This window comes from Pseudomonas sp. E6002 (assembly GCF_013385565.1).
Taxonomy (GTDB): domain Bacteria; phylum Pseudomonadota; class Gammaproteobacteria; order Pseudomonadales; family Pseudomonadaceae; genus Aquipseudomonas.
Map to the genome: position 1 here is coordinate 30268 of NZ_JACAPT010000044.1, position 21651 is coordinate 51918.

Below are 21651 nucleotides of genomic sequence, written 5' to 3' on the forward strand. Positions count from 1 at the left end.
AATATTGTACAGCTATTGGTGTCGGCGTAGTCTGTACCCAACGGTAAAACGAGGCCTCCCATGACTGTTCCCATCGCGATCATTGGCACCGGCATCGCCGGTCTCTCCGCCGCCCGAGCGTTGAAAGACGCGGGGCACGTTGTACAACTCTTCGATAAAAGCCGCGGCAGTGGCGGTCGCATGTCCAGCAAGCGCAGCGATGCGGGCTCGCTGGACATGGGCGCACAGTACTTCACCGCCCGCGACCGGCGCTTCGTCAACGAGGTGCAACGCTGGCAGGCCAATGGTTGCGCCGAGCAATGGAAGCCACAGCTGTACAACTTCAAGTCCGGCCAACTGACGCCCTCCCCCGATGAACAGATCCGCTGGGTCGGCACGCCGCGCATGAGCGCGATCACCCGCGCCCTGCTCGATGACTTGCCGGTGCAGTTCGGTTGCCGCATCACCGAGGTGTTCCAGGGTAAACATCACTGGAACCTGCTGGACGCCGACGGCGAAAGCCACGGCCCGTTCAGCCACGTGATCATCGCCACCCCAGCGCCCCAGGCCACTGCCTTGCTGGCCGCTGCGCCCAAGCTGGCGAGTGTCGCCGCCGGGGTCAAGATGGACCCGACCTGGGCCATTGCCCTGGCCTTCGACAAGCCGCTGGATACGCCCATGGAAGGCTGCTTCGTCCAGGACAGCCCGCTGGACTGGCTGGCGCGCAACCGCAGCAAACCGGGGCGCGACACCACCCTCGACACCTGGGTTTTGCACGCCACCAGCACCTGGAGCAAGCAACACCTGGACCTGTCCAAGGAAGCCGTGATCGAACACCTGCACGGCGCCTTCGCCGAACTGCTGCACAGCGCCATGCCGGCGCCTTCCTTCACCCTCGCCCACCGCTGGCTGTACGCGCGGCCGTCCACCAGCCATGAATTTGGCGTGCTGGCCGACGCCGACCTGGGCCTGTATGTATGTGGCGACTGGTGCCTGTCAGGCCGCGTGGAAGGTGCGTGGCTCAGCGGCCAGGAGGCGGCGCGGCGGTTGATCGAGCACCTGCGATGAACCGCATCAATCCCGCCAAGTTGCTGCTGTCGAAGTGGACAGCAGCCCGCCCGCAGTACAAGGAAAAACATTTTCTGGTGACCAAACTGCTGCGTGATGACGAAGGCGATGTGCAGGAAATCGAGCTGGAAGCCGTGATGAGCCATCGCGTGCAGCGCCTGGCCTGGCAAACCCTGCAAAACGCCGAAGACTGGAAAATCGGCTGGAAATAGCCATTCTGCAAATACTTGTACAAATTATTTGACTTGTACAGCTTCAAACCTATGATGAGATTAAGTTGTACAGAAATTTAACTCTGTACAGGAATTTCATCGAGGTTTGGCCATGTCCAGCACCCTGCCCGCCACCGGCAAACCGAAAATCGCCATCAGCGCCTGCCTGTTGGGCGAGAACGTGCGCTTCAACGGCGGGCATAAACAATCCCAGCTGTGTAGCCAGACCCTGGCCGATTATTTCGACTTCGTGCCGCTGTGTCCTGAAGTCGCCATTGGCCTGGGCATTCCCCGCGAGCCGATTCGCCTGGTGGGCGACCCGCTCAATCCCCAGGCCGTTGGCACCGTAAACCGCGAACTTAACGTGACCCAGCCGCTGGACGATTACGGCCAGCAAATGGCTGCTGAACACACCGACCTCTGCGGTTACATCTTCATGCAGAAATCCCCGTCCTGCGGCCTGGAACGGGTCAAGGTCTATCAGGACAACGGCATGCCCATCGACGGCGGCGGGCGCGGCATCTACGCCCAGGCGTTTTGTGCGCGCCACCCCAACCTGCCGGTGGAAGAAGACGGTCGGCTGAATGACCCGGTGCTGCGGGAAAACTTCCTGACCCGGGTGTTCGTCTACGCCACCTGGCAGCAACTGCTCGCCGAAGGCCTGACCCGTCACCGCCTGCTGGAATTTCACTCGCGCTACAAATACCTGCTGATGGCCCACAGCCCGGTGCATTACAAAAGCCTCGGCAACCTGCTGGGCAGCATGCCCAGGGACGTCGACCTGGGCGCCTTGGCCGCCGGCTACTTCAGCGAACTGATGAGCGCCCTGACCCAGTGCGCCACACGCGGCACCCACACCAACGTGCTGCAACACATCAGCGGCTACCTCAAGCAAGCCATCAGCGCCGAAGACAAACAGGAAATGCAGACCATCATCAGCCAATACCGCCAGGGCATCGTGCCGCTGGTGGTACCGCTGACGCTGCTCAAGCACCACTTTCGCCAGCATCCGGACCGCTATATCGCGCAGCAGGCCTACCTGCAACCGCACCCGGAAAACCTCAGCCTGCGTAATGCGATTTAACCTATGACTTTTCCCCTGCAAGAACCTGGCGAAGACATCGCCGAGGCCATCGAACAAGGCTGGCTGCCGATCCGCGAAGTGGCGCGCCAGACCGGCGTCAACGCCGTGACCTTGCGCGCCTGGGAGCGGCGCTACGGCCTGATCGTGCCCCAGCGCACGCCCAAGGGGCACCGCCTGTTCAGTGCCGAGCACGTGCAACGCATCCATACCATCCTGACCTGGCTCAACCGCGGTGTGCCGGTCAGCCAGGTCAAGAGCCTGATCGACACCGCGCAAGCCACCAGCGAACCGCCGGTGGAAAACGAATGGCACAACCGCCGCCAGCACCTGGTGCAGGCCATCAGCGAACTGGCCGAGCGCCGGGTGGATGATGCCTTCAACCAGGCCATGGCGCTGTACCCGCCGCGCACCTTGTGCGAGCAACTGTTATTGCCGTTGCTCAAGGAGCTCGAACTGCGCTGGCAAGGCCAGTTCGGCGCGCAGATGGAACGGGTATTTTTCTATTCCTGGCTGCGCAGCAAATTCGGTGCGCGGATGTATCACAACAACCGCCAGCTCAACGGCGCCCCCCTGCTGCTGATCAACCATTCCGACCTGCCGCTGGAGCCGCACCTGTGGCTCACCGCCTGGCTCGCCAGCAGCGCCGATTGCCCGGTGGAAGTTTTCGACTGGCCATTGCCGGTGGGCGAACTGGCCCTGGCCGTCGAGCATCTGCAACCCCGCGCGGTACTGCTGTATTCGAGCAAGGCACTCCATACCTCGGTGCTGGGCAAACTGTTGAGCGGCTTCAGTTGCCCAAAACTGATAACCGGACCAACGGTATGCATCCACCAGGCGGAGCTGTCCGTATTAACCCAAGAGATTCCTGAATTGCTCCTGGCCGAAGACCCGTTGTCGGCCCATCAGGTACTGATCCAGCGTGGACTTATTTAAATGCACTTGATCTGGCTGCGCACCGACCTGCGCCTACATGACAACACCGCCCTCGCCGCCGCCGCACAGCGTGGCCCGACAGCGGCCGTCTACCTGATCAGCCCCGGGCAATGGCTGGCCCACGATGACGCGCCGTGCAAGGTCGATTTCTGGCTGCGCAACCTGCAGCGCTTGAGCTCGGCGCTGGGCGAGTTGAACATTCCGTTATTGATCCGCCATGCCGACACTTGGGATCAAGCACCTGAAGTCCTGGCAGGCCTGTGCCAGGAACTGTCGGTGGAGTCGGTGCACGTCAATGACGAATACGGCATCCACGAAGAGCGCCGCGACGCCGCCGTGGCCAAGGCCCTCGAAGCTCAAGGCATCACGTTCCACACCTATCTGGACCAGTTGTTTTTCCAGCCCGGCAGCGTGCTGACCAAGACCGGCACCTACTTCCAGGTGTTCAGCCAGTTCCGCAAGGTCTGCTACAGCCGCCTGCATGGCGCCTTGCCGCGTTTGGTCGCCACTCCCAAGGCGCAGGCGCCGCTCACACTCAAAAGCGACGAGGTTCCGGATCACGTCGAGGGCTTCGCTACCCCGAGCGAAGCCTTGCGCGCCCTGTGGCCTGCCGGCGAAGCCGAAGCCCGGCGCCGTCTCGACCAGTTCGCCGACGCACAAATCAGCTACTACAAGGACGAACGCGACTTCCCGGCCAAGCCCGGTACCAGCCAGCTTTCGGCCTACCTTGCAGCGGGCGTGGTTTCACCGCGCCAGTGCCTGCATGCCGCGCTGCAAAGCAACCAGGGTGAATTCGAAAGCGGCGACATCGGCGCGATTACCTGGATCAACGAGCTGCTGTGGCGCGAGTTCTACAAACATATTCTGGTGGGCTACCCACGGGTCTCGCGCCACCGCGCATTCCGCCCAGAGACCGAAGCCGTGGCCTGGCGCAACAGCCCGGAAGACTTGAAAGCGTGGCAGGAAGCACGCACCGGCCTGCCGATCATCGACGCCGCCATGCGCCAGCTGCTGGAAACCGGCTGGATGCACAATCGCCTGCGCATGGTGGTGGCGATGTTCCTGACCAAAAACCTGCTGATCGACTGGCGCGAAGGCGAGCGCTTTTTCATGCGTCACCTGATCGACGGCGAACTGGCAGCCAACAACGGTGGCTGGCAGTGGAGCTCCTCCACCGGCACCGACTCGGCCCCGTACTTCCGGATTTTCAGCCCCTTGAGCCAATCGGAAAAATTCGACGGCGAAGGTGTGTTTATCAAGCACTGGCTGCCGCAACTGGCGGCGCTGAACAAAAAGGAAGTGCACAACCCCGACGCCGTGGGCGGCCTCTTTGGTGTGGCCGACTATCCTCGTCCTATCGTCGATTTGAAAAAATCCCGCGAGCGCGCCCTCGCCGCTTTCCGCAGCCTGCCTTCACGCCAGGCGGTCGGAGGTGCTTATGAGTGATTTCCTGCGCCGCTTCGCCCAGGTGTTCGCCAGTGTGGACAAGCACAACCTGCACCTGCTCGACGGCCTGTACAGCCAGGACATCAGTTTCACCGACCCACTGCACGAGGTGCACGGGCTGCCGGCGTTGCACCGCTACTTCGCCGAGCTGTACGACAACGTTACCCAATTGCGCTTTGACTTCCATGGCTTTGATCAAGTGGCGGAAGGCGAAGGCTACCTGCGCTGGACAATGAGCTTCTGCCACCCGCGCCTGGCCAAGGGCGAAGTGATTCGTGTGGAAGGCTGCTCGCACCTGCTGTGGCGCGACAAGGTGTATCGCCACCGGGATTATTTTGACGCTGGACAGTTGCTGTATGAACACGTGCCGGTCCTTGGCGGTGTGGTCAGCTGGCTGAAAAGGAGAATGGGATGAGCCTTAACCTTCCACGTCGTTACTGGTTGACCGGTGCCAGCAGTGGCATCGGGGCCGAACTGGCCAAGACGCTGCTCGAAAGCGGTGCCCATGTGGCCCTCAGTTCCCGCTCCAAGGCGCCCCTGGAACAGCTTGCCCAGCAATATCCCGGGCAAGTGCTGGTGGTGGCCGGCGACCTGACCAACAGCCAGACCGTACGCGAGATCGGTGAACACATCGCGGTGGCCTGGGGTTCGCTGGATACGGTGATCCTGAATGCCGGCACCTGCGAATACGTGGATGCCAGGCAGTTCGACGCCTCGATCATCGAGCACGTGGTGCGCACCAACCTGCTGGCCAGCAGTTACTGCATCGAGGCCGCGCTGCCGCTGTTGCGTGCCGGTCATACACCGCACCTGGTCGGTGTGGCCAGTGCGGTGACCTACCTGCCGATGCCCAGGGCGGAAGCCTATGGTGCGTCGAAGGCCGGCCTGCGTTACCTGTTCGAGTCCCTGCGTATCGACCTGTCGCCTGAAGGGATCGACGTCACCGTGGTCAGCCCGGGGTTTGTCGACACGCCGCTGACCGCCCGCAATGATTTCCCGATGCCCCTGAGCTGGCCGGCAGACAAGGCCGCGCGACATATCTTCGCCAAGCTGCAGAGCCGCCCATTGGAAATTGCCTTCCCTGCCCTGTTTATTGCCGCCTTGTGGCCACTGTCGAAACTGCCGAACCGCGTCCAGTTGATCATTGGCAAACGCATGCTGCGCAGCCCGCCGCCGAGAAAGGACGACCTGTGAAGATCGCCATTATCGGCAGCGGCATTGCCGGGCTGACCAGCGCCTACCTGCTCAGTCGCCGCCACGACATCACCCTGTTCGAAGCGGGCGACCGCATCGGCGGGCACACTCACACGGTGAATGTCACGGTGGAAGGCAAAAGCCATGCGGTGGACACCGGCTTTATCGTGTTCAACGACTGGACCTATCCCAACTTCATCAAGCTGCTGGGGCAAATTGGCGTGACGTACAAACCCACCGAGATGAGCTTTTCGGTGTGCGACCCGAACGCCGGGTTCGAGTACAACGGCAACAACCTCAACAGCCTGTTTGCCCAGCGCCGGAATATTCTGTCGCCGGGGTTCTGGGGCATGTTGCGCGATATCCTGCGCTTCAACCGCCAGGCGCCGCTGGACTTGCAAGAGCAACGCATCAGCGCCGAGATGACCCTGGGCGAGTACCTGCAAGCGGGCGGCTACGGCCAGCGATTTATCCAGCACTACATCGTGCCGATGGGCGCGGCGATCTGGTCGATGTCCCTGGCCGACATGCTCGGGTTTCCCCTGCAATTCTTCGTGCGGTTCTTCAAGAACCATGGCTTGTTGTCGGTGAGCAACCGGCCGCAGTGGTGCGTGATCGAAGGCGGTTCCAGCCGCTATATCGAACCGCTGACCCAGTCCTTCCGCGAAAATATCCGCCTCAATTGCCCGGTCACCCGGGTTGAGCGTTCAGCCATCGGCGCAGTTATCCACAGCGCCGCCGGCAGCGAGGCATTCGACAAGGTGGTGTTCGCCTGCCACAGCGACCAGGCTCTGGCCTTGCTGGGGGATGCGAGCCTGGCCGAGCAACAGATCCTTGGCGCCCTGCCCTACGCCGACAATGACGTCGTCCTGCACACCGATACCCGTTTGCTGCCCGACCGCAAACTGGCCTGGGCCAGCTGGAATTACCGCCTGGATGGCCGCGCGCAAAAACAGGCGGCGGTGACCTACGACATGAACATCCTGCAAGGCATCGACAGCACCACCACCTTTTGCGTGAGCCTCAATCAAACGGCGCTGATCAACCCGCTCAAAGTCCTCGCCCGCTACACCTACGCCCACCCGCAATACAGCCTGGCCGCTGTGGCCGCCCAAGCGCGCTGGGAAGAATTGCACGGCACGCAGCACACCTATTACTGCGGCGCCTACTGGGCCAACGGCTTTCACGAAGACGGTGTGGTCAGCGCGTTGCGCGTGGCCAAAGCGTTTGGGGAAGCGCTGTGAACAGCGCACTGTACAGCGGCTGGATTGCCCATCGGCGGTTTACGCCCAAGGGCCATGCCTTCCGTTATCGGATTGGCCTGCTGTACCTGGACCTCAGCGAACAGGACGAAGTGTTCGGCTTGTCGCCATTGGCGGGCGAGCGCTGGGCGCCGTTCGCGTTTCGCCAGCAGGATTACCTGCGTGAATTGACCCGTCACGGCATGAGCTTGACCGATGCCGTACGCCAAGAAGTCGGCAAGGCCCTGGGGCGCATCCCCTCGGGCGTTATCTGCCTGCTGACCCAGGCCCGCAGTTGGGGCCTGGCCTTTAACCCGGTGAGTTTCTTCTACTGCTTCGAGGCCGACGGAACGCTGGCCGCGATCCTTTGTGAAGTGACCAACACCCCGTGGCGCGAGCGCTATCACTACGTGCTGCCAGCCCAGGCGCTGCCTGCCGGTGAGCATCAGCACTTCGCCGTGGCCAAGGCGTTTCATGTGTCGCCGTTCTTGCCCCGGGACCTGGAATACCGCATGAGCTTCAGCCCGCCCGCCGCCAGGCTCGGCGTGCATATGGCCGACTGGCAGGGCGAACTGAAAGTCTTCGACGCCACCTTGAGCCTGCAACGCGAAGCCCTGAACCGCGCCAGCCTGCACCGCTACCTGTGGCGCTTCCCGTGGATGACCGCCAAGACCTGCCTGGCCATTTATTGGCAGGCCTTGCGCCTCTTGCTTAAACGCACGCCGATTTTTTCCCATCACGCCGCCGAAGGCGCTTCTCGCACCGCAGTCGGTTACACCAAGGATCGCCGCCATGAAATCCCCTAGCTTATCGGTCAAATCCAACCGCTTGAACGTCAACGGCATGACCGCCGCGCTGCTGCGCAAAGCCGTGCTGCGCCAGCTCGGCCAACTGCGCCACGGCCAGTTGGTGGTGATCGAGGACGGCGAACGGCAAGTCTTCGGCGCACGGGAAGCGCACCTGCTGGGGGAGATCCAGATCCTCGATTCAGCCGTGTGGGGGCTGGTGGCGGCCAACGGCTCCATCGGCGCCGGCGAGGCATTTATCCATGGTTACTGGAGCAGCCCGGACCTGACCGCCGTGGTACGGGTGATGGTCAGCAACCTCGACGTGCTGGATGCGCTGGAAGGTGGGCTGGCGAAACTCGCGCGGCCCTTCACCCAGGGCCTGCACTGGCTCAACCGCAATACGCGCAAGGGCTCGCAGAAAAACATCGCCGCCCACTACGACCTGGGCAACGACCTGTTCGAGGAATTCCTCGACCCGACCATGATGTATTCGGCCGCGCAGTTCCTCACCGCCGATGACACACTGGAACAGGCACAACTGAACAAACTGGAACGCATCTGCCAGAAGCTCGCGCTGAAACCGTCCGACCACCTGCTGGAAATCGGCACCGGCTGGGGCAGCATGGCGATTTATGCCGCGCAGCAGTACGGCTGCAAGGTCACCACTACGACCCTGTCCAAAGAGCAGTTTGCCTACACCGAAAAACGCATCGAGGCCCTGGGTTTGCAGAATCAGGTGACGTTGCTGCTGGAGGACTACCGCGACCTGACCGGGCAGTACGACAAACTGGTGTCGATCGAGATGATCGAAGCCGTGGGCCACCGCTTCCTGCCGACCTATTTCAAACAGTGCGCGCAGTTGCTCAAGAGCAACGGCCTGATGTTGCTGCAAGCCATCACCATTCGCGAACAGCGCTACGAACAAGCCAAGAGCAGCGTGGATTTTATCCAGCGTTATATCTTCCCCGGCGGCGCCTTGCCGTGTGTACAGAAGATGCTGGAGGTCGTCAGCCGCGACACGGACATGAACCTGCTGCACATGGAGGACTTCGGCCTGCACTACGCGCGAACCCTGCGCATGTGGCATGAGAACTTTCGCCGCGCCCACAGCCGCCTGACGGAAATGGGCTACGACGAATACTTCCTGCGGCTGTGGGAGTTTTACCTGTGCTACTGCGAAGGCGGCTTTATGGAGCGCACCATCGGCACCGCGCAGATGCTGCTGGCCAAGCCGGCGGCGCTGACCCAGCCACTGCTCGGGCGCTTTGATGCTTAAACCACTGGCAAATGCCGTGCTGTTCCAGTGCGGCTGGTTTGCCTGTGTGCTGGGCGGCGACAGTCTGTGGCTGTTGGTGGGGTTGGCGGTGCTGGTAATCCACCTGCTGTGGATAAGTTCGTGGTCAGCGGAAGGCCAGGTGATTCTTGCCGTCACCTTGTTGGGCACCGTGATCGACACCGTGCTACGAGCATTCGGCGTGTTTCATTTCAGCCTGCCCGGACCGTTGGCACCATGGTGGCTGATCCTGTTGTGGGCATTGCTGGCGACCACGCTGCGCCATTGCCTGGCCTGGAGCGCCCAGCCCTGGTGGCGTGCGAGTTTGTTGGGGGCGGTGGGTGGGCCGTTGTCCTATTACGCGGGCAGCCAACTGGCGGGGGTGAGTTTCGGCTATGGCACCGTGCCGACCGTCATCGGTCTGGCGTTACTCTGGGGGATGATTTTTCCGTTGTTGCATTGGATTGCCAGGCAGTTGGCACATTGACGTCCGTCAGGCCTTTCACACACCTATGAGCCGCTTGCCTTACACTGCGCGCCTATGACCAACATCCCCCATACCCAAATCGCCGAACCTGCCGTCACCTGCTCCACCTGCGCCGCGTGCTGCTGCCAGCTGGAAGTCATGCTGATCACCGACACCGGCGTGCCCGATCGCTTTATCGATACCGACGATTGGGGCGGCGAAGTCATGCTGCGCCTGGATGACGGCTGGTGCGCGGCGCTGGACCGCGACACGATGATGTGCACGATTTACGAGAAGCGGCCGCTGATCTGCCGGGAATTCGAGATGGGCGCGCCGGAGTGCATCGATGAGCGCCAGGGGATTGCGACGGTGTATCGCTGATTTCGGAACCAATGAGTAGCAAATGTGGGAGCGGGCTTGCTCGCGAAAGCGGTGTGTCAGTCAACTGATTCGTGGCTGATATACCGCTTTCGCGAGCAAGCCCGCTCCCACAATGGTTTTGCAGTGTTCTGAGGAATTACAGTGGCAGCGTGTAGTGCAGCGAATAACTCTCTACACCATCGTTATTGCTGCTGATCCCGGCATTGGAGTAATGGGTGGCCCGAATGCCCACTTCACTGCCACCGACAAAGCGCAAGCCAAAGCCCAGCCGGTCTTCAAACTGGAAAGCCTGGCCGATATTGTTGTCTTCAACCCGCGTGCGGGAGAACACGGCCACACCCACGCCGGCCTCGATGTACGGCTTCACCCTCTCCCCGGCAAACTCATACACAAACACGGGTGAGAACGACAGGCTGCTGACGCTGGCCCGCTTGTCACCGTCCCAGTAGGTGTAGGCGCCGCTCCAGTACCCGGTCACGCGCCCCGTATCGGTCTGCCACCAGCTTTTATCCCAGTCCGAGGTCAGCCCCAACCGATAGGTCATGGTCGAATCGCTCGTACTTCCCACCCCAAGTTCCAGGCCTGCCGCCTGTGCGGAAAAAGAGTGCCCCAACATTGCGGCCGCAATCGCAGCCAAACAGAACAAGCGCTTCATAGAGAAACATCCCTTCCGAACGAAGTTGTATGATTTTGTACCGGCTAACTTGCTATAGAAGCCGCCGTATAGCCAGAAGTTCAGCGGATAAAGGCGTTATTTCACGTTTTTTTCACACGCCAAAACTACTCACAACTCCGGGAGATTTCCATAGGGTCGGTAGGATATTTCTTAGATGCTGCGGATCGCCGCTGGTCCAGAACTGTACAGGCGGCGGATTGCCAGTGGCCAGCAGTTCGCGATCACTCAAAAGACGCTGCAATTGACGCGCTACTGCCGCCCCGGTGTCGATCAAAATGATCGTCGGCGGGAGCATCTCGGCGAGCAGGGGCTTGAGGAACGGGTAGTGGGTGCAGCCGAGGATGATGGTGTCGCAACCGGCCGCAATCAGCGGCTCCACGTAGCCTTGCAACAGCAGGCGCAGGGCCGGGCTGTCCAGGTCGCCGGTTTCGATCAGCTCCACCAGGCCCGGGCAGGGTTGGGTGATCACCCGCACATCGGTGGCGAAGCGGTCGAGCAAGGCGGCGAACTTGGCGCTTTGCAGGGTGCCGGTGGTCGCCAGCACGCCGACGACGCCACTGCGGGTCGCGGCAGCCGCGGGTTTGACTGCCGGTTCCATGCCCACCAATGGCCAGTCGGGATAGTCCTGGCGCAAATCGGCAACCGCCGCAACGGTCGCCGTGTTGCAGGCAATCACAAACGCTTTGGCGCCCTTCTCACGGAAGAACGCCGCCACCTGTCGCGAACGATCGAGGATGAACGCCGGGGTTTTCTCGCCGTAGGGGATATTCCCGCCATCCGCCACGTACAGCAGCGACTCATGGGGCAGCAGACGCTGGATTTCGTCCAGCACCGACAGGCCGCCGACACCGGAGTCGAACACACCAATCGGCGCATCCTTAACCATGTTGGCTACCGCAGACGATGCAACCGGGATCGCGCTTGACCCGCAACTCGCGAAAACGCGTGGTCAGGGCGTCGATCAACAACAGCCGCCCCACCAACGGCTCGCCGAAACCGGCCAGCAATTTCAAGGCTTCCAGGGCTTGCAGGCTGCCGACCAGACCCACCAGCGGGCCGATGACACCGGCTTCGCTGCAGGTCAGTTCGGCGTCGCTGCCGTGCCCGTATAAACAGTGGTAGCAGGGGCTTTCGGCGCGACGAGGGTCGAACACCGACAGCTGGCCTTCGAGGCGAATCGCCGCACCGCTCACCAAAGGCTTGCCGGCAGCGACACACGCAGCGTTGACCGCTTCGCGGGTGGAGAAGTTGTCGCTGCAATCCAGTACCACATCGACCACCGCAACGGCGGCCGCGAGGGAATCCTCATCCAGCGCGCTGCGATGGGCAACCAGCTGTATGTCAGGATTGATCGCGCTCATGCGGCGAATCGCCGAGTCGACCTTGCTCAGGCCGACGCTGTCGGTGTCGTGAATGATCTGGCGTTGCAGGTTGGTCAGGTCGACAGTGTCGAAATCCGCCAAATGCAGCTCACCCACCCCCGCCGCCGCCAGGTACAGCGCCACCGGCGAACCGAGGCCACCCAGGCCGACGATCAGCGCGCGGCTGTTTTTCAGGCGCAACTGGCCTTCGATGTCGACATGCTGCAACAGAATCTGCCGGCTATAGCGCAACAGCTCCTGGTCGTTCATCACGGGCGGCGTCCCAACGTGATGCGTTCGTTGCCGCCCAGGTCGATGCGGCTGTGGACTTCTTCAAAGCCTTCCCCCTGCAGCAGGTCGCGCACGGCGGGCGCCTGGTCGTAACCGTGTTCCAGCAGCAACCAACCTGCGGCGTCGAGGTGCGCAGGTGCCTGGGCGATGATCAGCCGCAGGTCGTCCAGGCCGTCATGCCCGGATACCAGCGCGCTGGCCGGTTCAAAGCGCACGTCACCGGCCACCAGGTGCGGGTCGGTGTCGGCTATATAAGGTGGGTTGCTGATGATCAGGTTGTAAGTGTGGCCTTCGAGGGCACTGAACCAATGGCTGTTCAGCACCGTGGCGTTGTTCAGGTGCAGGCGCTGGCGGTTGCGTTCGGCCAGGGCCACGGCTTCCAGCACGCGGTCGACCGCCGTCACTTGCCAGGCCGGGCGTTCGCTGGCCAGGGCCAGGGCAATCGCGCCGCTGCCGGTGCCCAGGTCCAGGACCTTGGCCGGTGTGGCAGGCAGCAATTCCAGGGCGGCCTCCACCAGCATCTCGGTTTCCGGACGCGGGATCAGCGTGTGCGGTGCCACTTCCAGGTCGAGCTTCCAGAAGCCTTGCTGGCCGAGGATGTAGGCCACGGGCTCGCCGGCACGACGGCGTTGCAGGTAGTCGGCAAAGGTCAGCGCGTGTTCACTGCTGACGATTTTTTCCGGCCAGGTGTGCAGGTAGCTGCGGGACTTGCCCAAGGCGGCGGCCAGCAACAATTCCACGTCCAGGCGCGCAGTCGGCGAGTCCGGCAGGTCGGCGGCGCGTAACAAACTGGCAATAATGGTCATTTATTCACCTATCGCCGCAAGCTGGTCGGCCTGGTATTCGGCCAACAACGGCTCGATTACCGCATCGACGCCACCGGCGAGGATTTCGTCCAGGGAGTACAGCGTCAGGTTGACGCGATGGTCGGTGACCCGGCCCTGGGCAAAGTTGTAGGTACGAATGCGCTCGGAACGGTCGCCCGAGCCCACCAGCAACTTACGCTCGCTGGCAATCGCATTGGCGGCAGCGCTGGTCTGCTGGTCATTCAGCTTGGCCGACAGCCAGGACATGGCCCGCGCACGGTTCTTGTGCTGGGAACGTTCTTCCTGGCACTCCACCACGATGCCCGAAGGCAAGTGAGTGATACGGATCGCCGAGTCGGTCTTGTTGACGTGCTGGCCACCGGCGCCCGATGAGCGGTAGGTGTCGACCCGCAGGTCTGCCGGGTTGATCTCGATGGCTTCCTGCTCGTCGGGCTCGGGCAACACGGCCACGGTGCACGCCGAGGTGTGGATACGGCCCTGGGATTCCGTGGCCGGCACCCGCTGCACGCGGTGCACGCCGGATTCGAACTTCAGTTTGCCGTAGACATTCTCGCCCTCAACCCGGGCGATGACTTCTTTATAGCCGCCGTGTTCGCCTTCGTTCTCGGACAAAATCTCCACACGCCAGCCGCGACGCTCGGCATAGCGCGAATACATGCGGAACAGGTCGCCGGAGAAAATCGCCGCTTCGTCACCGCCGGTGCCGGCGCGGATTTCAAGGAACACGTTGCGCCCGTCGTTGGGGTCCTTGGGCAACAGCATGCGTTGCAGGTCGCCTTCCAGTTCGATCAGCTTGTCCTTGGCTTCTCGCACTTCTTCAACGGCCATTTCGCGCATGTCCGGGTCGCTGTCCTTGAGCAGCGCCTGGGCGCCTTCGAGGTCAGCCTGAACCTTGAGCAACTGTTTATAGGTGCCCACGATCGGCTCAACTTCCGCGTACTCCTTGGAATAGGTGCGGAACTTGGTCTGATCGGAGATGACCTCGCCATCGCCGAGCAAGGCGGTCAGTTCTTCGAAACGGTCCTGAAGGACGTCCAGTTTATTGAGCAGTGACGCTTTCATTGCGGTTTTTTATCCGAAGAGCTTTCTGTCGCGCCCTCACCGAGGGCAAAGAGTTCCTGGGCCATGGCCAGCGCATCGAGGCGGCCTTCGGCGGTAAGCTTTTTCAACTGGACACTGGGAGCGTGCAGCAATTTGTTGGTCAGGCCGCGCGCCAGTTGCATCAGCACGTCTTCGGCGCTGCTGCCGTTGGCGAGCATACGCTGGGCCTTGATCAATTCCTCGTCCCGCAGGCGTTCGCCTTGCTGACGGTAGGCCTTGAGCACGTCCACTGCCGCCAGTTCACGCAGGCGCACCATGAAATCGTCGGCACCGGTGCTGACCATTTCCTCGGCAGCCTGGGCAGCGCCCTGGCGACTCTTCAGGTTTTCGGCGACCACTTCGTGCAGGTCGTCGACGCTGTAGAGGTAAACATCGTCCAACTCGCCGACTTCAGGCTCGATATCCCGGGGAACGGCGATATCCACCATGAAGATCGGCTTGTGCTTGCGCAGTTTCAGGGCGCTTTCTACCGCGCCCTTGCCGAGGATCGGCAACTGGCTGGCAGTAGAGCTGATGACGATGTCGCTGCGCACCAGCTCGGCCGGGATGTCGGAAAGCAACACCGCGTGGGCACCGAACTGCTCGGCCAGGATGCTGGCGCGTTCCAGGGTACGGTTGGCGACGACGATGCGCTTTACGCCCAGCTCGTGCAGGTGGCGGGCGACCAGGGTGATGGTCTCGCCCGCGCCGATCAGCAGGGCCTGGCTGCGCTGCAAGTCACTGAAAATCTGTTTGGCCAGGCTGACGGCGGCAAACGCCACGGACACCGGGTTTTCACCGATGGCGGTGTCGGTGCGCACCTGCTTGGCGGAGTTGAAGGTGGCCTGGAACAGGCGCCCCAGCAGCGGGCCGATGGTGCCGGCCTCGCGGGCCACGGCGTAGGCGGACTTCATCTGGCCGAGAATCTGCGGCTCGCCCAACACCAGCGAATCCAGCCCGGAGGCGACGCGCATCATGTGACGAACTGCCGCATCCTCTTCGTGCACATATGAGCTTTGGCGCAGCTCATCGAGGCTCAAATGGTGGTAATCGGCCAGCCAGCGCAGCACCACATCCGCTGAAAGATGTTCCTGCTCTATATAGAGCTCGCTGCGATTACAGGTCGAAAGGATCGCAGCTTCGCGACTGTCGGTGAGCCGGCAGAGCTGCTGCAAGGCCTCAACCAACTGCTCGGGAGTAAAAGCCACGCGCTCGCGGACGTCTACAGAAGCAGTCTTGTGGTTAATACCGAGTGCAAGGAAGGCCATTCAATATCGCTGATGATGTCGGGAAGCCGACAATTGTCCTACTTCGAATGATTCAGAACAACCACCGTAGGCTATTGTCCTAGTAGCTTACGCCTATAAAGGCCATCTGTAGGAGCGAGCTTGCTCGCGATGGTCGTTAACGATAACGCTGGCTTACGGGATAAAACGCGTTGTCCTCTGGTTCTTCGCGAGCAAGCTCGCTCCTACACGGTTATGTTTGGCCGAAGGCTTGTGTCATGATGATCCGACCGCAGGTTAGTCGTCCTCTTCCTATATGAATAGATCTTCCGCGTTGCTCCTTGCTTTTGTCTTTCTCAGCGGCTGCCAGGCCATGGCACCCGTGTCGCCGGACGGTACGCCGCCGGTAGAAGACAGCACCCCCGCCCCTGAAAAGCCCAAGGTTTATTCCTCGTTCAGTGAAGAGACGATCTTCAGCCTGCTGAGCGCGGAGCTGGCCGGCCAGCGCACTCGTTTCGACATTGCCCTGGATAACTACGTGACCCAGGCCATCAATACTCAGGATCCGGGGATTTCGGAGCGGGCGTTTCGCATCGCCGAGTACCTGGGCGCCGATCAGGCGGCCCTGGACTCCTCGCTGATCTGGGCGAAAAACGCCCCGGACGATCTCGAGGCGCAACGGGCAGCGGCCATTCAACTGGCCCGCGCCGGGCGCTATGACGACTCCATGGTGTATATGGAGAAGGTCCTGCAGGGCAAGGGCGACACGCATTTCGACTTCCTCGCGCTGTCGGCCGCCGACACCGATCAGGACACCCGCAACGGCCTGATGAAGAGTTTCGACCGCCTGCTGCAAAAACACCCGAACAACAGCCAGCTGATTTTCGGCAAGGCGCTGTTGTTGCAACAGGATGATGAGCCCGAGGCTGCGCTGAAGCTGCTGGAGCAACACCCGCCGGAAGAGGGCGAGATTGCGCCGATCCTGCTGCGCGCCCGCCTGCTGCAAAACCTCAACCGCGGCAAGGAAGCGATTCCGCTGCTGGAAAAAAGCATCAAGAAGTACCCGGGCGACAAACGCCTGCTGCTGACCTATGCCCGCATGCTGGTTGAACAGGACCGCATGGAAGACGCCAAGGTGCAGTTCGCCAACCTCGTGCAGCAATACCCGGACGATGACGAATTGCGTTATTCCCTGGCGCTGGTGTGCCTGGAAGCCAAGGCCTGGGATGAGGCCAAGGGTTACCTGGAAGACCTGATCGCCCGCGAGAGCCACGTGGATTCGGCGCACCTGAACCTGGGCCGCATCGCTGAAGAGCGTAACGACCCGCAGGCTGCATTGCTTGAATACGCCCAGGTCGGCGCCGGCAATGACTACCTGCCGGCGCAACTGCGCCAGGCCGATATCCTGATGAACAACGGCCGCACCGACGAGGCGGAAAAACGCCTGGCTGCCGCACGGGATGCCGAACCGGACTACGCGATCCAGCTGTACCTGATCCAGGCCGAGACCCTGTCGGCCAACAAGCAGGGCGATCGCGCCTGGAAAATCCTCCAGCAAGCCTTGCTGCAATATCCGGACGACTTGAACCTGCTGTACACCCGCGCCATGCAGGCGGAAAAACGCAATGACCTGGCGCAGATGGAAAAAGACCTGCGCCTGATCATCAAGCGCGACCCGGACAATGCCATGGCACTGAACGCCCTGGGTTACACCTTGTCCGACCGTACAACGCGTTACGCCGAAGCCAAGGAGCTGATTGAAAAGGCTCACCAGCTCAACCCGGAAGACCCGGCCGTACTCGACAGCCTCGGCTGGGTGAATTACCGCCTGGGCAACCTGGACGAAGCCGAACGCTTGCTGCGCCAGGCGCTGGAGCGCTTCCCCGACCAGGAAGTCGCCGCACACCTGGGCGAAGTGCTCTGGGCCAATGGCAAGCAGCGTGAAGCGCGACAAATCTGGGAGAAGTTCCTCAAGGAACAGCCCGAAAGCCCAATCCTGCGCAGCACCATCAAGCGCCTGACCGGATCCGAGACCCTTTAACTTTATGTTTTTGCGCCACGTTATCGTTTTCAGCTTTATTGCCCTGCTTGCCGGCTGTTCCGGTCTTGGCACCCGTGAATCTGTCGAAGGCCCGGGCAACCCGGCGCAGTGGCAGCAGCACAAGGATCAACTGAGCAGCCTTGATGGCTGGCAGATCGAGGGCAAGGTGGGCATTCGCGCCCCGAAAGATTCGGGCAGCGGCACCTTGTTCTGGCTGCAACGCCAGGACTATTACGACATTCGCCTGTCTGGCCCGCTGGGCCGCGGTGCGGCACGCCTGACCGGCCGGCCGGGGCAAGTCAGCCTGGAAGTGGCCAATCAGGGCCGCTATGAAGCGCCAACGCCGGAAGCCCTGCTGGAAGAACAGATGGGCTGGAAACTCCCCGTATCGCACCTGGTGTGGTGGGTACGCGGTCTTCCTGCGCCAGACAGCAAGAGCCGCCTGAGCCTCAATGGCGACAGCCGCCTGGCTTCGCTGGAACAGGATGGCTGGCAGGTCGAATACCTGAGCTATGTGCAACAGAACGGTTACTGGCTGCCCGAGCGCATCAAGCTGCATGGCACCGACCTTGACGTCACGCTGGTGATCAAGGACTGGCAACCGCGCAAGCTGGGGCAGTGAGATGAACGAGCAACGCCTGACCCTGCCCTCCCCGGCCAAACTGAATTTGATGCTGCACATTCTCGGTCGCCGTGAAGACGGCTATCACGAGTTGCAGACGATTTTTCAATTTCTCGACTACGGCGATGAGCTGACCTTCGCCGTTCGCGATGACGGCGTGATCCAGTTGCACACCGAATTCGACGGCGTGCCTCACGACAGCAACCTGATTGTGAAGGCCGCGAAAAAACTCCAGGAACAATCCGGTTGCCCGTTGGGCATCGACATCTGGATCGAAAAAATCCTGCCCATGGGCGGCGGCATCGGTGGCGGCAGCTCAAATGCCGCAACGACATTGCTCGGCCTGAATCACTTGTGGCAACTGGGTTGGGACCACGATCGCCTGGCGGCGCTGGGCCTGACACTGGGCGCGGACGTCCCGGTTTTCGTGCGTGGGCACGCCGCTTTTGCCGAAGGCGTGGGGGAGAAACTCACCCCTGTAGACCCCGAAGAGCCGTGGTATGTCGTGCTTGTTCCGCAAGTATCTGTAAGTACAGCAGAAATTTTTTCAGATCCACTGTTGACACGTAACTCTCCTCCCATTAAAGTGCGCCCCGTTCCCAAGGGAAACAGTCGAAATGACTGCTTACCGGTTGTAGCAAGGCGTTACCCAGATGTACGTAACGCTTTGAATTTGTTAGGTAATTTTACCGAAGCAAAATTAACCGGAACTGGAAGTTGTGTGTTTGGGGGCTTCCCAAGCAAAGCTGAAGCTGATAAAGTCTCGGCCCTTCTTACAGAGACCCTTACAGGGTTTGTAGCAAAGGGAAGCAACGTTTCGATGTTGCATCGCAAGCTGCAAAGTCTGCTCTAAAGGAACCGAGTACTGGGTACTCGTTGCAACAGATACAGGGGCGTCGCCAAGCGGTAAGGCAGCAGGTTTTGATCCTGCCATGCGTTGGTTCGAATCCAGCCGCCCCTGCCATTTTCTATACTCATCCAGGTTACCCTCAGCCTCTAGGTACTGCGCGTGTCCAAGATGATGGTCTTTACGGGGAATGCTAACCCCGATCTGGCTCGGCGTGTTGTACGTCAGCTGCATATCCCTCTCGGTGACATCTCTGTCGGTAAATTCTCCGACGGCGAAATTACAGCCGAGATCAATGAAAACGTCCGCGGTAAAGATGTCTTCATTATTCAGCCGACTTGCGCTCCGACCAACGATAACCTGATGGAACTCGTCGTGATGGCTGATGCCTTCCGCCGCTCCTCAGCGACTCGAATCACAGCTGTAATCCCTTACTTTGGTTATGCCCGTCAGGATCGCCGTCCGCGTTCCGCACGTGTGGCTATCAGCGCGAAAGTCGTTGCTGACATGCTGACCGTGGTAGGTATCGACCGTGTTCTCACGGTTGACCTGCACGCTGACCAAATCCAGGGGTTCTTCGATATTCCGGTAGATAACATCTACGGCTCCCCCGTCCTGGTGGATGACATCGAAGACCAGCGCTTTGAAAACCTGATGATCGTGTCCCCGGACATTGGTGGCGTCGTGCGTGCACGGGCTGTTGCCAAATCCCTGGGCGTGGATCTCGGGATCATCGACAAACGCCGCGAGAAAGCCAATCACTCTGAAGTGATGCATATCATCGGTGATGTCGAAGGGCGTACCTGTATTCTGGTTGATGACATGGTCGACACCGCCGGCACCCTGTGCCACGCGGCGAAAGCCTTGAAAGAGCACGGTGCAGCAAAAGTCTTCGCCTACTGCACACACCCTGTGCTGTCGGGCCGAGCGATCGAGAACATCGAGAACTCAATGCTGGACGAACTGGTGGTGACTAACACCATCCCGTTGTCCGCTGCCGCTCAAGCCTGTTCGCGTATCCGTCAACTGGATATCGCACCGGTAGTTGCCGAAGCGGTTCGCCGCATCAGCAACGAAGAATCGATCAGCGCGATGTTCCGTTAAGGGTCAAACCTTAGCAGCATCAACCTGACGAAAAGCGCCCCGCCCCAGCATTCTGTTGGGGCGGGGCTTTTTTGCCCATATCGCCTTTAGCGCTGGTCGCAAACGCTAGGGCGAATGTGGTTATTTTGGAGATACAACATGAACGATTTTACTTTGAATGCTGAACTGCGTTCCGACCTGGGGAAAGGTGCGAGCCGCCGCCTGCGTCGTCTCGCAAGCCTGGTTCCAGCTGTAGTTTACGGTGGCGAAAAAGCCCCTGAATCCATCAGCATGCTGGCTAAAGAAATCGCCAAACTGCTCGAAAACGACGCGGCTTACAGCCACATCATCGAGCTGAACGTTGGCGGCACCAAGCAGAACGTCATCATCAAGGCACTGCAACGTCACCCAGCTAAAGGCCACGTGCTGCACGCTGACTTCGTACGCGTAGTAGCTGGTCAGAAACTGACCGCTATCGTGCCTGTGCACTTCGTTGGTGAAGAAGCTCCGGTCAAGAAAGGCGGCGAAGTTTCGCACGTTATCGCCGAGATCGAAGTGACCTGCCTGCCGAAAGACCTGCCTGAGTTCATCGAAGTCGACCTGTCGGCTCTGGAAATCGGCGCAATCGTTCACCTGTCCGACCTCAAGGCTCCTAAAGGCGTTGAGTTCGTTGCACTGGCTCACGGTGACGACAAAGCTGTTGCAAACGTACACGCTCCACGCGTTGCACCAGAAGCTGAAGAAGGCGCTGCAGAGTAATTCACTCTGTAATGCCGGAGCTTGAGGAAACATCGCGGACCGGAACGTAGCGAGAAAGCGGGCGAGAATGCGAAGTTGGCCTCTAACGGTTAATGAGTTTTTGTCGTCCACTTTCGCCGCACCAACGGCGATGTTATCCACAACTCCAAAGGAAGGGCCCCTGTCGTGACTGCCATTAAACTGATCGTTGGCCTGGGAAATCCAGGCGCCGAATACGAACAGACCCGGCATAACGCGGGGGCCCTTTTTGTTGAGCGTATCGCCCACGCCCAAGGCGTCAATCTTGTGGCCGATCGCAAATATTTTGGCCTGACCGGACGCTTTTCGCATCAGGGTCAGGATGTTCGTCTGTTGATTCCCACCACCTACATGAACCGCAGCGGCCAGGCTGTCGCGGCGCTTGCGGGCTTCTTCCGGATCAAACCCGAAGAAATCCTGGTGGCCCATGACGAACTAGACCTGCCACCCGGCGTTGCCAAGCTCAAGCAAGGCGGCGGCCATGGCGGGCATAATGGCCTGCGCGACATTATCGCGCAGTTGGGCAATCAGAATACGTTCTACCGCTTGCGGCTTGGCATTGGCCACCCGGGCGTTGCCAGTATGGTTTCAAATTTCGTCCTGGGTCGTGCGCCACGCGCCGAACAGGAAAAACTCGATGCCAGCATCGATTTTGCCCTCGGCGTGCTGCCGGATATCTTCGCCGGTGAATGGAACCGTGCGATGAAAAACCTGCACAGCCAGAAGGCCTGACTCTTTACCCGAGGGGAAACACC

At 60.8% G+C, this 21651-nt stretch carries 24 protein-coding genes and 1 tRNA gene; 19 read left to right on the forward strand and 6 right to left on the reverse strand.

Going from position 1 to position 21651, the window contains the following annotated elements; genetic code table 11:
- The first annotated feature begins 60 nt into the window (after positions 1–60).
- The 12 genes from HX815_RS28270 (at position 61) to HX815_RS28325 (ending at position 10065) form a co-directional block, all read left to right on the forward strand.
- Positions 61–1047 (forward strand): NAD(P)/FAD-dependent oxidoreductase, encoded by a 987-nt coding sequence (locus HX815_RS28270; RefSeq protein WP_003208434.1) that lies wholly within the window; start codon positions 61–63, stop codon positions 1045–1047.
- Positions 1044–1259, forward strand: a complete 216-nt coding sequence (locus HX815_RS28275) for a TIGR02450 family Trp-rich protein (RefSeq protein ID WP_008432289.1) — start codon at positions 1044–1046, stop codon at positions 1257–1259. The genes HX815_RS28270 and HX815_RS28275 overlap by 4 nt, the downstream gene beginning before the upstream one ends.
- Positions 1260–1371: 112 nt before the next feature.
- On the forward strand, positions 1372–2343 hold the full coding sequence (locus tag HX815_RS28280; RefSeq protein WP_008432288.1) for a DUF523 and DUF1722 domain-containing protein: 972 nt from the start codon (positions 1372–1374) through the stop codon (positions 2341–2343).
- A 3-nt stretch (positions 2344–2346) separates the two neighbouring features.
- Positions 2347–3276, forward strand: coding sequence for a MerR family transcriptional regulator (locus HX815_RS28285; protein WP_008432286.1), 930 nt, complete (start codon positions 2347–2349; stop codon positions 3274–3276).
- Positions 3277–4722, forward strand: coding sequence for a deoxyribodipyrimidine photo-lyase (gene phrB, locus HX815_RS28290; protein WP_177029274.1), 1446 nt, complete (start codon positions 3277–3279; stop codon positions 4720–4722). It begins immediately after the preceding gene.
- On the forward strand, positions 4715–5137 hold the full coding sequence (locus HX815_RS28295; RefSeq protein ID WP_008432282.1) for a nuclear transport factor 2 family protein: 423 nt from the start codon (positions 4715–4717) through the stop codon (positions 5135–5137). The genes phrB and HX815_RS28295 overlap by 8 nt, the downstream gene beginning before the upstream one ends.
- Complete coding sequence (locus tag HX815_RS28300) at positions 5134–5916, forward strand: SDR family oxidoreductase (protein WP_177029275.1); 783 nt, start codon at positions 5134–5136, stop codon at positions 5914–5916. Before HX815_RS28295 ends, HX815_RS28300 begins: the two co-directional genes overlap by 4 nt.
- Positions 5913–7160, forward strand: coding sequence for an FAD-dependent oxidoreductase (locus HX815_RS28305; protein ID WP_177029276.1), 1248 nt, complete (start codon positions 5913–5915; stop codon positions 7158–7160). The genes HX815_RS28300 and HX815_RS28305 overlap by 4 nt, the downstream gene beginning before the upstream one ends.
- Positions 7157–7963 (forward strand): DUF1365 domain-containing protein, encoded by an 807-nt coding sequence (locus HX815_RS28310; protein WP_087693766.1) that lies wholly within the window; start codon positions 7157–7159, stop codon positions 7961–7963. Before HX815_RS28305 ends, HX815_RS28310 begins: the two co-directional genes overlap by 4 nt.
- Complete coding sequence (locus HX815_RS28315) at positions 7950–9221, forward strand: cyclopropane-fatty-acyl-phospholipid synthase family protein (RefSeq protein ID WP_003208420.1); 1272 nt, start codon at positions 7950–7952, stop codon at positions 9219–9221. The genes HX815_RS28310 and HX815_RS28315 overlap by 14 nt, the downstream gene beginning before the upstream one ends.
- Positions 9214–9705 (forward strand): DUF2878 domain-containing protein, encoded by a 492-nt coding sequence (locus HX815_RS28320; RefSeq protein WP_177009580.1) that lies wholly within the window; start codon positions 9214–9216, stop codon positions 9703–9705. Before HX815_RS28315 ends, HX815_RS28320 begins: the two co-directional genes overlap by 8 nt.
- A gap of 54 nt (positions 9706–9759) precedes the next feature.
- The gene (locus HX815_RS28325) at positions 9760–10065 is read left to right on the forward strand and encodes a YkgJ family cysteine cluster protein (RefSeq protein WP_003208416.1); all 306 of its coding nucleotides are present in this window, start codon (positions 9760–9762) and stop codon (positions 10063–10065) included.
- Between the two features lie 136 nt (positions 10066–10201).
- On the opposite strand, the gene HX815_RS28330 is transcribed toward HX815_RS28325, so the two are convergent.
- The 6 genes from HX815_RS28330 to hemA all read right to left on the reverse strand — a co-directional run bounded on the left by HX815_RS28330 (position 10202) and on the right by hemA (position 15568).
- Positions 10202–10720: an acyloxyacyl hydrolase gene (locus HX815_RS28330; RefSeq protein ID WP_003208415.1), complete on the reverse strand. Its 519-nt coding sequence runs from the start codon at positions 10718–10720 to the stop codon at positions 10202–10204.
- A 112-nt stretch (positions 10721–10832) separates the two neighbouring features.
- Positions 10833–11627, reverse strand: a complete 795-nt coding sequence (gene murI / locus HX815_RS28335; protein WP_008432270.1) for a glutamate racemase — start codon at positions 11625–11627, stop codon at positions 10833–10835.
- Positions 11620–12375 carry a molybdopterin-synthase adenylyltransferase MoeB gene (locus HX815_RS28340; protein WP_177029277.1) on the reverse strand — a complete coding sequence of 252 codons (756 nt, stop codon included), beginning with the start codon at positions 12373–12375 and terminating at the stop codon, positions 11620–11622. The genes murI and HX815_RS28340 overlap by 8 nt, the downstream gene beginning before the upstream one ends.
- Positions 12372–13199 carry a peptide chain release factor N(5)-glutamine methyltransferase gene (gene prmC, locus HX815_RS28345; protein ID WP_177029278.1) on the reverse strand — a complete coding sequence of 276 codons (828 nt, stop codon included), beginning with the start codon at positions 13197–13199 and terminating at the stop codon, positions 12372–12374. The genes HX815_RS28340 and prmC overlap by 4 nt, the downstream gene beginning before the upstream one ends.
- Positions 13200–14282: a peptide chain release factor 1 gene (gene prfA / locus HX815_RS28350; protein ID WP_003208405.1), complete on the reverse strand. Its 1083-nt coding sequence runs from the start codon at positions 14280–14282 to the stop codon at positions 13200–13202.
- Positions 14279–15568, reverse strand: a complete 1290-nt coding sequence (hemA, locus tag HX815_RS28355; RefSeq protein WP_008432265.1) for a glutamyl-tRNA reductase — start codon at positions 15566–15568, stop codon at positions 14279–14281. Before hemA ends, prfA begins: the two co-directional genes overlap by 4 nt.
- Positions 15569–15842: 274 nt before the next feature.
- On the opposite strand from hemA, the gene HX815_RS28360 reads away from it, so the two are divergent.
- From HX815_RS28360 to pth, 7 genes are all read left to right on the forward strand, one after another.
- Positions 15843–17567, forward strand: coding sequence for a tetratricopeptide repeat protein (locus HX815_RS28360; RefSeq protein ID WP_177029279.1), 1725 nt, complete (start codon positions 15843–15845; stop codon positions 17565–17567).
- Positions 17568–17571: 4 nt separating this feature from the next.
- Positions 17572–18189 carry a lipoprotein insertase outer membrane protein LolB gene (gene lolB, locus HX815_RS28365; protein WP_008432261.1) on the forward strand — a complete coding sequence of 206 codons (618 nt, stop codon included), beginning with the start codon at positions 17572–17574 and terminating at the stop codon, positions 18187–18189.
- 1 nt (position 18190) lies between these two features.
- On the forward strand, positions 18191–19042 hold the full coding sequence (ispE, locus tag HX815_RS28370) for a 4-(cytidine 5'-diphospho)-2-C-methyl-D-erythritol kinase (RefSeq protein ID WP_003208395.1): 852 nt from the start codon (positions 18191–18193) through the stop codon (positions 19040–19042).
- A gap of 36 nt (positions 19043–19078) precedes the next feature.
- A tRNA-Gln gene (locus HX815_RS28375) sits at positions 19079–19153 on the forward strand.
- Between the two features lie 45 nt (positions 19154–19198).
- Entirely contained in the window at positions 19199–20140 is a 942-nt protein-coding gene (locus HX815_RS28380; RefSeq protein ID WP_003208392.1) for a ribose-phosphate pyrophosphokinase, read from the forward strand.
- A gap of 138 nt (positions 20141–20278) precedes the next feature.
- Positions 20279–20878: a 50S ribosomal protein L25/general stress protein Ctc gene (locus HX815_RS28385; protein ID WP_003208391.1), complete on the forward strand. Its 600-nt coding sequence runs from the start codon at positions 20279–20281 to the stop codon at positions 20876–20878.
- Between the two features lie 165 nt (positions 20879–21043).
- A complete protein-coding gene (gene pth, locus HX815_RS28390) occupies positions 21044–21628 on the forward strand; it encodes an aminoacyl-tRNA hydrolase (protein WP_003208389.1) in 585 nt (194 codons plus the stop codon).
- Positions 21629–21651: the final 23 nt, after the last annotated feature.

What these genes read in the sequence shown, in the direction of transcription:
- HX815_RS28385 (WP_003208391.1), top strand. Translation starts at nt 20,279, where the DNA reads ATGAACGATTTTACTTTGAATGCTGAACTGCGTTCCGACCTGGGGAAA.
- lolB (WP_008432261.1), top strand. Translation starts at nt 17,572, where the DNA reads ATGTTTTTGCGCCACGTTATCGTTTTCAGCTTTATTGCCCTGCTTGCC.
- HX815_RS28315 (WP_003208420.1), top strand. Translation starts at nt 7,950, where the DNA reads ATGAAATCCCCTAGCTTATCGGTCAAATCCAACCGCTTGAACGTCAAC.
- prmC (WP_177029278.1), bottom strand. Translation starts at nt 13,199, where the DNA reads ATGACCATTATTGCCAGTTTGTTACGCGCCGCCGACCTGCCGGACTCG.
- hemA (WP_008432265.1), bottom strand. Translation starts at nt 15,568, where the DNA reads ATGGCCTTCCTTGCACTCGGTATTAACCACAAGACTGCTTCTGTAGAC.
- HX815_RS28360 (WP_177029279.1), top strand. Translation starts at nt 15,843, where the DNA reads ATGAATAGATCTTCCGCGTTGCTCCTTGCTTTTGTCTTTCTCAGCGGC.
- HX815_RS28280 (WP_008432288.1), top strand. Translation starts at nt 1,372, where the DNA reads ATGTCCAGCACCCTGCCCGCCACCGGCAAACCGAAAATCGCCATCAGC.
- HX815_RS28295 (WP_008432282.1), top strand. Translation starts at nt 4,715, where the DNA reads ATGAGTGATTTCCTGCGCCGCTTCGCCCAGGTGTTCGCCAGTGTGGAC.
- HX815_RS28285 (WP_008432286.1), top strand. Translation starts at nt 2,347, where the DNA reads ATGACTTTTCCCCTGCAAGAACCTGGCGAAGACATCGCCGAGGCCATC.
- HX815_RS28320 (WP_177009580.1), top strand. Translation starts at nt 9,214, where the DNA reads ATGCTTAAACCACTGGCAAATGCCGTGCTGTTCCAGTGCGGCTGGTTT.
- HX815_RS28300 (WP_177029275.1), top strand. Translation starts at nt 5,134, where the DNA reads ATGAGCCTTAACCTTCCACGTCGTTACTGGTTGACCGGTGCCAGCAGT.
- prfA (WP_003208405.1), bottom strand. Translation starts at nt 14,282, where the DNA reads ATGAAAGCGTCACTGCTCAATAAACTGGACGTCCTTCAGGACCGTTTC.
- HX815_RS28270 (WP_003208434.1), top strand. Translation starts at nt 61, where the DNA reads ATGACTGTTCCCATCGCGATCATTGGCACCGGCATCGCCGGTCTCTCC.
- ispE (WP_003208395.1), top strand. Translation starts at nt 18,191, where the DNA reads ATGAACGAGCAACGCCTGACCCTGCCCTCCCCGGCCAAACTGAATTTG.
- phrB (WP_177029274.1), top strand. Translation starts at nt 3,277, where the DNA reads ATGCACTTGATCTGGCTGCGCACCGACCTGCGCCTACATGACAACACC.
- HX815_RS28330 (WP_003208415.1), bottom strand. Translation starts at nt 10,720, where the DNA reads ATGAAGCGCTTGTTCTGTTTGGCTGCGATTGCGGCCGCAATGTTGGGG.
- murI (WP_008432270.1), bottom strand. Translation starts at nt 11,627, where the DNA reads ATGGTTAAGGATGCGCCGATTGGTGTGTTCGACTCCGGTGTCGGCGGC.
- HX815_RS28325 (WP_003208416.1), top strand. Translation starts at nt 9,760, where the DNA reads ATGACCAACATCCCCCATACCCAAATCGCCGAACCTGCCGTCACCTGC.
- HX815_RS28275 (WP_008432289.1), top strand. Translation starts at nt 1,044, where the DNA reads ATGAACCGCATCAATCCCGCCAAGTTGCTGCTGTCGAAGTGGACAGCA.